This window comes from Roseovarius sp. MMSF_3298, assembly GCF_030733705.1.
Taxonomy (GTDB): domain Bacteria; phylum Pseudomonadota; class Alphaproteobacteria; order Rhodobacterales; family Rhodobacteraceae; genus Roseovarius; species Roseovarius confluentis.
Genome location: NZ_JASHIN010000054.1, coordinates 1 through 11707 on the forward strand (window position 1 = coordinate 1; position 11707 = coordinate 11707).

10 protein-coding genes and 1 pseudogene are annotated in these 11707 nt (G+C 62.9%); 3 read left to right on the plus strand and 8 right to left on the minus strand.

The window, feature by feature from the left end:
* Nucleotides 1-257 precede the first annotated feature (257 nt).
* From RBB18_RS22790 to RBB18_RS22825, 8 genes are read right to left on the minus strand one after another with little or no spacing between them, the layout of a single operon-like run.
* Nucleotides 258-1619 (minus strand): NADH-quinone oxidoreductase subunit N, encoded by a 1362-nt coding sequence (locus tag RBB18_RS22790; protein WP_306112595.1) that lies wholly within the window; start codon nucleotides 1617-1619, stop codon nucleotides 258-260.
* 5 nt (nucleotides 1620-1624) lie between these two features.
* The gene (locus RBB18_RS22795; RefSeq protein ID WP_216034234.1) at nucleotides 1625-3085 is read right to left on the minus strand and encodes a NuoM family protein; all 1461 of its coding nucleotides are present in this window, start codon (nucleotides 3083-3085) and stop codon (nucleotides 1625-1627) included.
* An 11-nt stretch (nucleotides 3086-3096) separates the two neighbouring features.
* Nucleotides 3097-4995: an NADH-quinone oxidoreductase subunit L gene (locus tag RBB18_RS22800; protein WP_306112596.1), complete on the minus strand. Its 1899-nt coding sequence runs from the start codon at nucleotides 4993-4995 to the stop codon at nucleotides 3097-3099.
* Nucleotides 4992-5303, minus strand: a complete 312-nt coding sequence (nuoK, locus tag RBB18_RS22805) for an NADH-quinone oxidoreductase subunit NuoK (protein WP_050532696.1) — start codon at nucleotides 5301-5303, stop codon at nucleotides 4992-4994. Before nuoK ends, RBB18_RS22800 begins: the two co-directional genes overlap by 4 nt.
* Complete coding sequence (locus RBB18_RS22810) at nucleotides 5300-5818, minus strand: NADH-quinone oxidoreductase subunit J (protein ID WP_078523484.1); 519 nt, start codon at nucleotides 5816-5818, stop codon at nucleotides 5300-5302. Before RBB18_RS22810 ends, nuoK begins: the two co-directional genes overlap by 4 nt.
* Complete coding sequence (locus RBB18_RS22815) at nucleotides 5815-6714, minus strand: complex I subunit 1 family protein (RefSeq protein WP_043847419.1); 900 nt, start codon at nucleotides 6712-6714, stop codon at nucleotides 5815-5817. The genes RBB18_RS22810 and RBB18_RS22815 overlap by 4 nt, the downstream gene beginning before the upstream one ends.
* Nucleotides 6711-8849, minus strand: a complete 2139-nt coding sequence (locus RBB18_RS22820; protein WP_306112597.1) for a heavy metal-binding domain-containing protein — start codon at nucleotides 8847-8849, stop codon at nucleotides 6711-6713. The genes RBB18_RS22815 and RBB18_RS22820 overlap by 4 nt, the downstream gene beginning before the upstream one ends.
* Nucleotides 8849-9211: an NADH-quinone oxidoreductase subunit A gene (locus tag RBB18_RS22825; protein ID WP_043847423.1), complete on the minus strand. Its 363-nt coding sequence runs from the start codon at nucleotides 9209-9211 to the stop codon at nucleotides 8849-8851. Before RBB18_RS22825 ends, RBB18_RS22820 begins: the two co-directional genes overlap by 1 nt.
* Before the next feature lie 431 nt (nucleotides 9212-9642).
* Here RBB18_RS22825 and RBB18_RS22830 point away from each other — a divergent pair.
* The 3 genes and pseudogenes from RBB18_RS22830 to RBB18_RS22840 form a co-directional block, all read left to right on the plus strand.
* Nucleotides 9643-9954 (plus strand): annotated as a pseudogene (locus tag RBB18_RS22830) (IS21 family transposase); the annotation flags it as partial.
* 60 nt (nucleotides 9955-10014) lie between these two features.
* Nucleotides 10015-10716: an IS6 family transposase gene (locus tag RBB18_RS22835; protein WP_057796910.1), complete on the plus strand. Its 702-nt coding sequence runs from the start codon at nucleotides 10015-10017 to the stop codon at nucleotides 10714-10716.
* 267 nt (nucleotides 10717-10983) lie between these two features.
* Nucleotides 10984-11565, plus strand: a complete 582-nt coding sequence (locus RBB18_RS22840; RefSeq protein WP_082631181.1) for a L,D-transpeptidase — start codon at nucleotides 10984-10986, stop codon at nucleotides 11563-11565.
* The last annotated feature ends 142 nt before the right edge of the window (nucleotides 11566-11707 follow it).

Consider the following 11707-nt stretch of genomic DNA (forward strand, 5'->3'; position numbering starts at 1 on the left):
CATGTACGGTCGAGCCGGTCCAGAATTGTTGCGGGCGAGAATGCTACCGTTCCGCCACACAGATTGAGGCAGAGCCGATTAAAGGGCTACGCGACACGTAGATTTTTTTTGCCTGCTTGCCGGTCTCGGGACCCAGCACCTCATCTACATCATCGCGCGCAAAAGGTGCGCGCGCGAATGTCCGATGCTCTTCGCTTGAACGCGTCTCAAACCGGCGGGCTGGCCCGGTCACCTTCAAATCCATGCCGATGTCTGGTCTACGGCCCGGGCAGGATTCCGGCCGCGAGCCCGATGAGCAGCGTGGCAAGCACGGTGACCACGACTGTTCCTTGGGTCAGAACTGCGCCCACCTCTGACGGGTGCTCTGTCGAAGAAGTTCGATACATCGGCACCATCAACCGCAGGTAAACTCCAAGTGCCAGCACCGAGTTCAGGACGCCGATGATCGCAAGCCACAGATACCCGGCCTCGACCGCTGCCGAGAGCAGGTAAAATTTGCCCACGAAGCCGAAGAGCGGCGGGATGCCGGTCAGTGACAGCAGGAACACCACCATCGCCGCGCCGAGCCACGGACGGGTGCGCCCGAAGCCTTCGAGATCGCCCAGATCGCGCCCGGCCAGCAGGACAACCGCAAAGGCACCGAGGTTCATCGCCACGTAAGCGGCGGCAAAGACCAGAATGCCCGGAACGGCAAAGCCGCTGGCCCCGAGGGCCACGACGCCCATCAGGAAATATCCCGACTGTGCCACCGAGGAATAGGCGATCAGGCGCACAAGGTTGGTCTGCACCAGTGCGGCGAGGTAGCCATAGGTCATTGTCGCCGCCGCGATCACGGCCAGCGCCAGAGGCCAGCCACCGTCACGGGGCAGGTCGCGCAGGACCTGCGCGAACGCGAAAAAGGCGGCCGCCTTGGTGATGACGGACAGGTAGGCCGCGATCGACACGGGCGCCCCCTGATAAGCGTCCGGTGCCCAGAAATGAAACGGCACCAGCGATCCCTTGTAGCCCAGACCGACGATGATGGCGATCAACCCGGCGATGGTCACAAGTGTCTGGCCCTGCAACTGGCCCAGCTCCGAGAACAGGGTCGAGCCGGTGCCGCCGAACCAGAAGGTCAGCCCGTAGATCATCACCGATCCGGTGACCGCGCCGAAGACGAGGTATTTCATCGCCGCCTCGGTGGCGGCATCGTCGCGGGGCCAGGCCACAAGCGCGAAAGAGCCCAGACCGGTCATCACGACACCGATCACCACCACCATCATGTCGCCCGCACCCGACAGCATCAGCGCGCCAAGGGTCACGAGCACGACGAGGGATTGAACGCTGCCTTCGCGCGGGCGACCGGCGATTTCGGCCCGGACGAGCAGCAGGGACAGAGCGGTGCCGGGCAGCAGGATCAGCTTGGCCCAGCCCGAAATCAGGTCTATCCGGTAAGTGCCGCCGAAGACGGTGGCGTCAACGCTCAGCATCGGCAGTGTCAGCAGGGTGGCCGCCGCAAGCCCGGCCAGACCGATGGCCAGCACCAGCCGCGCCGCGCGGAACATCTCGGCGACGATCATCAGCATCGCCGCGGCGGCAAGCGTAAGCTCCGGCGCCAGAAGGGCAAGATCGCGGCCCATCTCCATCAGTTGCCGAGGCCCGTCATGGTGGTGTGGATCATGTCAATCAGCCAGCCGGGTGCGACACCGATCAGAACGGTCAGGACGAGAAGCGGCAGGACCACCAGCTTTTCGCGCCGGTCCAGATCGGGCATGTCGGCCCATTTGTCGTTCATCTCGCCCAGAAACACGCCCGCGATGGCCCGCAGATACAGCGCCGCCGTGACAACGATGGCGAGGATCGCGATCAACCCCCAGGGCATGCCGTTCAGCGTGGCAAGGAAAATCTGGAACTCGGCCGGGAAGTGCGCCAGGCCCGGCAATCCGAGAGAGGCGAAAGCCGACAGGATGAAGGCCCAGCCAAGCCACGGCACACGGCCCAGCAGCCCGCCGAAATCGCCGATTCCGCGGGTATGGGCCCGGTCCTGCAACATGCCCACAAGGAAGAAGAGGGCGCCCGTGACCAGCCCGTGGCTGACCATCTGGAGGGTCGCGCCATCCAAAGCTATGGTCCGGATGCGCGGCTCTGTCGCCAGTGCAGCAATGGCGACGCCCATCACCACGTACCCCATGTGGTTAACGGACGTGTAGGCGATCATCTTCTTTAGGTCGCTCTGCGCCAGTGCCGCGAAGGCCCCGTAAAGCGCGCTGACCACCCCGAAGGCGAGGATCACCTGTCCGGCCTGCGCGAAGGCCTCGGGCGTCATCTGGTAGGCAAAGCGCACCAGCCCGTATGTGCCGAATTTCAGCATCACGCCGGCGAGGATCACGCTGCCCGCCGTGGGCGCCTGCACATGCGCCGCCGGAAGCCAGGTGTGGACCGGGAAGGCCGGGATCTTGACCGCGAAGGTCACGAGCATTGCAATCAGCGCCAGCATGGCGGGAAGCCCGCCCAGTGTGGTACCTTCGACCCAGACACGCATGTCGAAGGTACCTGAGCCGAGGTAAAGCCCGATGATCGCCAGCAGGAGGGGCAACGAGCCCACAAGCGTATAGAGGAAGAACATGAGCGCAGCCCGTTGCCGCTCTTCATAGCCCCAGCCTGCGATCATGAAATACATGCCCACCAGTGAGACCTCGAAGAAGACATAGAAGAGCAGGCCGTCAAGCGCCATGAAGGTGCCGAGCGACGCGGTTTCCAGCATCAGCATCAGCACCACATAGGAGGCCGCCCGCTCCCCGATCCGCGCCGAATACAACGCCGACAGAAGAAACAGAAGCGAGGTCAGCAGCACAAGCGGCAGGCTCAACCCGTCCACGCCCAGTCGGTAGGCTGCGCCAATGGCCGGGATCCAGGCGATTTCCTCGACCTGGGCAAAATCTCCGGCCACGATGCCCCGCGCCCAGATCCCCAGCGTGATGAGGAAGACGGCCCCCGTCGCGGCGATGGACACCGTGTGTGCCTTTTTCGTGGAGCGGTCGGGCAGCGCCATAAGCGCGAGACCGGCAAGGATGGGCAGGAAGGTGGCAATGGTCAGAAGCGGCATGAGCGCGATCCTCAGAAGAAAAGCGGGGCGGCGAGGAGTACGCCGGTGACAAGGGCGATTCCGGCGACGGTCATCGCCATTTCGCGGTGGATAAGGCCGCTTTGCAGGCGGCGGGCGCGGGTGCCGAGGGCGACTGTGCGATCGACAAGGCCAAAGATTGCGCGGTCGATGGTGTCACGGTCGGTGCGCAGGCTGATCTGTCCGAGAGACAGGTTCAGCCTGCCAACCGCGTTGACCAGCGCCAGAAGCCAGTATTCGGCGCGCTCGATCCGGTGTGACAGCGCTTGTGCGCCTGTGACGATGCCGCCCAGCACGACACGGCGGATGATCCAGCTATCCAGACGGTCGCACAGCCGCGCCAGGGCCAGCGCCGGGCGGACCACGAGGGCGTCCAAACCCCCTGCAATTGGAAACCCATCCCGCGCAGGTGCAAGCAGCGGACCCAGAAGGCGGGCGGGGGCCAGCAGCCAGCCAAGCGCCAGCCCGGCCAGACCCACCGCCAGCCCCATGGCCGGGACGATCCAGCCGGGCTCGGCCAGATGCGCGCCCAGCATCGCCTCCAGCGGTTTGAAAACAAGGCCGAGCGTGGCGGCGAGTGCCACGAGAACGCCCATGCCGACGGCCATAAGCGGCACTGGATCGTGGGGCTTCTCCGGCGTGCCGGACCACAGCACCTTCAATGCCCGGCCCATATAAGCCCCGGTCAGCACCGACCCGGCAAGGGCCAGCGGCAGCAACCACGCGGCAGAGGGGCTATCGAGAGCCGCGGCGAGTATTGCGTCCTTGGAATAGAAGGCAGCGAGCGGTGGCAGCCCGGCCAGCGCCAGAGCTGCCACGGCAAAGCCCGCAAAGATGCCGGGCCGGGTGCGACCTGCGCCCGCAAGCGTGTCAAGATCCGTGCTCTCGCGGTCGTGCTGGAAGACGCCGGCGCCAAGGAACAGCGCCGACTTGATCGCCGCATGGGCGATCAGGTGCAGAAGGGCGGCGATGGGAACCCCGGCCCCCACCGCGATCAGCATCAGCCCGTACTGGCTGGCGGTTGAGGCGGCGAGCAGACGCTTGAGGTCCGTTGCGGCCAGTGCCATTAGCCCGGCAATCACCGCCGTCGCCCCGCCGACAATCCCGATTGCCAGAAGCGCGCCGCCAGGCAACATCGGTGCGGTCCGGATCAGCAGGATCGCCCCCGCCGCTACCAGCGTGGCCGAGTGGAGCAGGGCAGACACCGGCGTTGGTCCCGCCATCGCCCGCATCAGCCAGTCCTGCATCGGCACCTGCGCCGACTTGCCCATCGCCGCGAACAAGAGCAGCAGGCCCGCGATCAGCGCCGGGGTGCCGGTGGTGGCAAGCGTGGCCGATATCTCGGAGGTTCCGGCGATACCGATCAGCAGGAAGGCCGCGAGGTAGAGGCCCAGATCGGCCGTCCGGGTATAGAGGAACGCCCTCATGGCCGCCCCGGGCACTCCGTTGCGTCCGTGCCAAAACCCGATCAGAAGGTAAGAGGCGAAACCGATCATTTCCCACGCCGCCAGAAGTGTGATCCAGTCGCCCGACAGCACCAGAAGTTGCATCGCGGCCACGAACATCAGCATGGTGCCGAAAAAGCGGGGGCGTTCCGGATCCTGCGCCATGTAGCCCGCCGCATAGGTCGGGACCATGGCCGCGACGGTCGCGACGACCAGCGCCAGCGTTGCCGTCAGCGGGCTGGCCACCAACCGGATCGGCAGGTCCGGCAGGAAAGGCAGACTGGCCGTGATATCCGTACCGCCCGCCACCCCGGCGAACAGCGCAATTGCCCCGGCAAGGCCCAGGGCTGCGCCGATTAGCGCAATCGCCTCCGGCGCCCGCCGCAGCGCAAGGGCCGTCAGGCCCGCGCCCAGGGGCGCGAGGATCGTCAGCGCCAGCCAGATCACCCCTTGAGCTCCCGCGCTTCTTCCATCTCGACCGACCCGCGCGAGCGGAACCGCGCGATGGCGATGCCGAAACCCACGGCCATCTCGACCGCCATCACCGCCATGACAATTAGCACGAACATCTTCGCCGCGGTCACATCGGGGTGCAGATAGCGCCAGAACGCCACGAGATTGAGCAGTGCCGCGGCAAGGATCAGCTCGACCCCCATGATGATCATGACAAGGTTGGTCTGGCTGAGCGCGCCATAGAGACCAACGCCGAAAAGCGCCGCACCGACGCTGAGCGCGATCATGAGCTCGGGGATCATGGGGTGTCCTCCTCTTGCGGGGCGATGGCGACCATGGTCGCGGCGATCATCGCGGTCAGGATCATCAGCGCCGCGCTTTCAAAGATGAACATCGAGCGTCCGAGGATTTCGCGTCCCAGCAAGCGCGCCTGTTCATCGGCCCCGGGCACGTCGGGCACGGGGCCTTGCCAGCCGGCGGTCCAGATCACCACAAGCGCGGCAACCAAGCCAATCCCGCCTGCCCAGAGCGACAGGCGTTTCTGGTGTGTCATGTCCATCTTGCCCATGCCGCCGGGGTCCATCATGAACATGACCATGAAGATCGCCATGACGCTCATCTCGGTGGCCATCATCATGATCTGGAGCACGCCCAGGAACTCGGCTTGCATGACAAGGAACATCGCCCCGATGGCGGTCTGACTGAAGAGGAGCGCGATGGCCGAACGCACCATGGAATGCGTGCGAAAGACGACGATCCCGAACCAGATCGCGGCAACACCGAAAAACGCGAGAAACAGGGCGGTGGCAAGGCTCATATCGGCACCACGAGGGCGATGACGCCCACAAGGAAGATATTGGCCAGCGCCAGGGTGATGCCGAGCTTCCAGCTCAGTTCAAGATACTTCGCCTCGCGCAGGCGCGGCAGTCTGGATCCGAGCGCAAGCATCCCTGCTGCCACGGCGAGCGTCTTGAGCGCAGTCCAAACCCAGCCCGGCAGCCACGGGCCAAGCCAGCCTCCGAGGTAGAAAGTGACGGTTGCGCTGGCCAGTGCGACGATGATCACAAGCCGTGCCAGCCGCAGGACGGCCAGCCGCGCGCCGGTGTATTCGGCCTCGACTCCACCCGCCAGATCGCCGCCGCCGGTGGGCAGGTCGATGGGCGGCAGCCAGGCGACACCCATCGCCGCGATGACGAACAGGACGAAGCCGATGGGCTGATAGGCGACGTTCCACAGCGCCGCCTGAGACAGGACGATCTGGGTGGTGGAGAGCGACTCCGCCCGCATCGCCACTGCCGTTATGGGCATCACGATCAGCATGGCATAGGCGATGAACTGGCCCAGAAAGCGCCAGCCGCCGATCATCCCATAAGCTCCGTTTGGCCCCCAGCCCGCCATGATAAGGGCAACCAGTACATAGGCCAGCGCGGCGTTCAGAAACAACGCGCCAATGGCCAGATCGGTAATGATCAGCCCCGGCGCCAGCGGGATCACCGCCACCGACAGCAATCCCGCGACCAGCAGTAGGACCGGGCCGGATTCGAAGAAGAGCCGGTCGGGCGTGCGGGGCATGATCTGTTCACGGCCCAAAAGAGCAAGTGCCGAAGTCGCCGGGCGTGTCAGGCTCAGGCGTCCGTGAACCGCCCAGCTTTCCAGAACGGCCACTGCGTAGCAGCCGACAGCAAGCGCCAAAAGGATCATCGCGATACTCATTGTGACGCGCTCCAGGGATCAAGATCGAGCGAGGCGATTGCGGTCAGTGCGTCGGCAAGTTCCATCTGCTTTATCAGGTCGGGCACATGCGCAGCGAGTGCCGCGAAAGGTGTGGTCAGATGGGTCGAGGAAACCATGCCACCCTTCAATGTCAGGTGCAGGGTTGCCGGTCCGCGCGGTGTTTCCAGTGTGGCCATGCCATGGCCGTCGCCTTTTGCACGCGGCATCACTGGTATCGCAATCGCGCCCGCCTCGGCTATCAGATCAAGGCTTTGCGCAATCTCCGCACAGCGTTGGCGTAGCCGCGCCATCGCGTCGCCTTCATCCTGCGTGATCGGTTCGAAACCTAATTCGTCGTAGACCCCGTCGCCGTGTCTGGCATCGGACGCATGGCCCGCCGCACGTGCCACAGGACCTTCCGATGCTCCCTGAAGCGTCCCGATCCCGGTCAGTTTTGGTCCCATAAGTGATCGGTTGAGTGCAACGTGCAGAAGGCTCGTTATAGAGGTTGCTTGCTCTGCCACCTCATCCGCTTTAGCCGTCCGGACGCGGTGTTCCATGGCCGCCGCCCGGCGCCCCAGCGGTGCAAGGCCCGCTTGTCGAGCCAACCCGGCAAGCCAGTTGAGATGGCTTGCGATCCTTTCGCGTTCAACCGCCGCGGCGCGCGCCGTCAGCACGTCTTTCGGCGCGGTCTGCCCTGTTGCAGCTTCGGCAGCGCGGCAGGCCAGTTCGCGCATCGCCACAGGTGACAGGGGCACCGCGTCTGCAAGACTTGCAGCAAAGTCTTCGAGAGCAACGCCTGATGGCAGCGCTGCCGCCTCCATCCCTCTGATCTCGGCGCCCGCGACGCTGTCTCCATCGAGGGTCAGAACCATATGCAGTCCGCTTGGCAGACCCGGGAAGAATGGGCCGAATGGAGCGTCTATCCATTCCATCACCAACCCGTCGGGGCTGACCGGTTTGCCTTCCGTCAGCTCGACCATGGACATGAAATGTGGCTCGATCCCCGGGATGTCGGGCGCTGCGCCGTGGCCTGCGTGGCCATGATGCTCGCTATGCGCATCCTGCTGCCCGTGTGCGCCATGCGCAGCGTGCCCCCCTTGGCCCTCTTGGGCTGGCGTGTGCGCGTGGTGCTTGTGACTGCCATGTCCACTGTGCGCGTGGCCTCCGGCCTCGGCCTGCGGAACGAGGTCCATGCCGCATTTGGGGCAGGAACCCGGTGTCTCGGAGGTCACCTCGGGGTGCATCGGGCAGGTGTAGGGGCCTGTCGGCTCCGAGGCCGGTTTGGCGTGATGGCCGTGGCCGTGATGCGCATGATGACCTTGGTGCGCGTGCTCTCCGGCCTCGGCCTGAGGGACGAGGTCCATGCCGCATTTGGGGCAGGAGCCGGGCGTGTCGGAGGTGACCTCTGGGTGCATGGGGCAAACATAGGAAGTGGACGCCTCGGCGCTGGTCACAGCATCCGCGTGATGATGGGCCTTTTCTGCTTGCGTAGAACCCGTGGACGATTTCTCATGGCCCTCATGGCCCTCATGGCCCTCATGGCCCTCATGGCCCTCATGGCCCTCATGGCCCTCATGGCCCTCATGGCCGTGCGACGCCGCGCCGGAAACGCGGCGTTCCACAAGGAACATCCCGCATTTCGGGCATTTGCCGGGTTCGTCCGAAACGACTTCGGGATGCATGGGGCAGGTGTATTCGATCCGCTCCGACAGGGCAGGCGCATCAAACTCCGTGATGTCTGGTGCAAAAGCCCCATTGCGGAGCAGTTTGCGCAGATCCTCCAGTCCGGAGATCAGGCCCGCCTGCGACATCTCCGCCGTCACGTCGGCAGTGGGCAGAGGGCCAAGATCGACCTCACCAAGCGCCAGAATGCACCGGGGTCGCGGCATCTGGGCCCAGACGACGCTGGCCGCATCGGCCAGCGCAGTGGGCAAGGGCCCCGCGATCAGCAAGACGTTCGCGTGGCGCGGCGTCACCGCGCGGATCAGCCCTGCGGCGTCCAGATCGAGACCACGGGCATTTGCGATATCCTCACCGGGAACAACGAACGCGCGCAAGTCCCGCGCCATGGCCCCGGCGACCAACCCGCGGAAACCGCGCAACAGACCCTGACGTGCTCCGGACAAATCCATCATTGCCGCCTCAGCGCGCCCTGGCTCCATCCATAGAGCAGGCCGAGAAACAGGATTGCGAGAAAGACACCCATGTCGAGCAGGGCAACCAGCCCCTCTTCACGGTAGACGACCGCCCAAGGGTACATGAACGCCATCTCCATATCGAAGGCCAGAAACAATAGCGCATAGCCGTAATACTTGGCGTGGTATCGGACCCAGACCGGATCGCGGGCCAGCGTGCCGGCGGTTGCGGGCACGTCCTTGGCGGGTTCGGCACGGGCCCGCCCGATCGCACGGGCGAGGGCATAGATGCTCAGGACCAGCCCGACCGTGCCGAACGTCAGGCCGAGCAGAATGGCGTATTGCGTCAGTTCACTCATGTCCGCACTGGCTCCTGTCGTGCTTGGCCTTTTTTGCCAGATCTGGTACCGCGCACGAAAAAGCCGTGCGTAGTCCTTTCCATCCACGTTAAGGCAAGGACGCTCAAAAAGAAAAACGATTACGAAAAATTACTTCCCCAACCTGACGACGCGACTTGAAGCAATGAGATTTTGAAAGTCGCGGCGCCTTTGTCAGCAGCAACCATGCGGATAAATTTCATCGGCACGATGGATTGCTGATTTCAAAATCACTAACATTGGTGCGGCGCGACAAACAAGTTGAGACTCAGCGTCAATCAGGATGGGACGCGGTGTTGGGCCTGTGACAGAAGGAGGGCGTAGCCCGACTGGAGGAACAGGCCCAACACCGCGTGCGCTTCGAATTTGCGTCTGCGATCGCGGCCGGACCGATATGCTGGTGGTTTTCAGGAATGGGAACCACCTTTGTGCCGGGCCGCCATGTAACCGATCAACAGACGAGGCTTTTCATGAAGCTCCGACAGACCCACCCGATCGAGGTGGCCGCCGCCAAGGCCGATTTCAGCCGCTCCACTGGGTATCGTATCGCGCATGACCCACGACTTCCTTCGCAGAAGGCGCAGCCGAGGGAGCGCCGACGGCCCGATCCGCTCGAGGCCATCTTCGATGCTGAAGTCGTGCCGCTCCTGAAGGAGGCGCCGGGGCTGCGGCCGGTGGCGATCTTCGAGGAGATGCTGCGCCGCTATCCCGAACTCTCGCCGGGGTGATGTCACGTTAACTGCCCTATTGTTGTTCGCGTCGCGATTTCTTCTTATCTGACTGCAATGCAGACATCGGCTATCAGCTACAAGCGCCATCGCTTTCCATCCCAGATTATCGCTCACGCGGTCTGGCTCTACATGCGCTTCAACCTAAGCCTGCGTGAGGTTGAGGAGATGTTGCTCGAGCGCGGAATTGATGTGTCCTACGAAACCATCAGGCGCTGGACGGTCAAATTCGGGCCTCAGATCGCCCAGAATCTGCGACGGAGGCAAGCCCGTCCGGGTGATGTTTGGCATATGGACGAAGTCGTCGTGAAGATTGCCGACAGGTCATTCTGGCTCTGGCGCGCGGTCGATCAACATGGGGTTGTGCTGGATGAAATCCTCCAGTCCAGTCGGAATAAGCCGGCTGCGAAACGTCTGATGCTCAGACTTCTCAAGCGTCATGGCTTCGTGCCAAAACGGATTATAACGGACAAGCTGCGATCCTATGGCGCTGCCAAGCGCGACGTAGCGCCCGGTTTGGATCATTGGTCGCACAAGGGCCTGAATAATCGCGCAGAGAACAGCCACCTGCCGTTTCGAAAGCGGGAACGGGTGATGCAAGGACACCGATCACCCGGCGGCTTGCAGCGCTTCGTGTCTGTTCACTCAGCAACCCGAAACTGCTTCTTTGTCCCATCCTGCCGCCGCACAGCCTTAACCATCCGCTTCCATCGGTTGCAGGCACTTGATGTCTGGAAAACGGCTGCGAACATCGCTTGATCCCACTAACGCGATGCCTTCGCCGATTGCCGACAGGTTAACGTGACAACACCCTTGTTTGTCATACTTCCTCCTGAGATAGGGGTTCCACTGACTGGAAGGTCAAGTCGCGGAAGTGTCATAGTTACAAATTGCGACAAAGCGGTTCTGGTTCAGGAATGTCCGAGGTCCGTAACGTGGCGCCAACGATCGTCGTAATTGACGCAGGCCCCAAAGAAAGCACCATGTAAATCGACGGATCGTAGCGGGCCTTGACTAGGAGACGGAATGACATTTTTGACGCGCCGGGCGGCTGTTCTTACTTCATTGGCTGCAGCTACGCTGCCGAATCTAACCTTTGCGCATGCATATGCCCTTCCGGATCGGTTTCTTCCTCAATTGGTGAATACCTATCGCACCGACTGGGTGCCCGGATCGGTCCATGTCGTTCCTGATGACTTCTTTTTGTACTTCATGTTGGAAGACGGAATGGCGATCCGCTACGGCGTGGGTGTCGGTCGAGAAGGGTTGTACGAAGCAGGTTCATTCAATGTTGCGCGCAAGGCCGAGTGGCCGCGTTGGCGTCCGACAAATGCAATGATCCGCCGGGAGCCTGAAAAGTATGCGCGGTTTGCCGATGGCGTTCCCGGTGGCCCTGGCAATCCACTGGGAGCAAGAGCACTATATCTTTATGATGATGATGGACGGGATACTTACTTGCGCATCCACGGAACAAACGAGCCACGGACAATCGGATTTGCCGTTTCAAATGGATGTGCGCGATTGACCAATGACCATGTATCCGATCTTTATGATCGGGTTCAGATCGGAGCGCGGGTGCATCTGTATCCAAAAACTGCGTCAAGCTGAAGTAAAGGCGGTCCTGAGATGAACGAGCCCCCCAGAATGTGAATGGGCAAAAATATCAGAATTAAAGGTTCTGCCTCACTTTGTGTGGCGCAACTATCCTGAAACTGGAAAATTCAGGAGGTATAGTTGTGAGTTCGAAGAA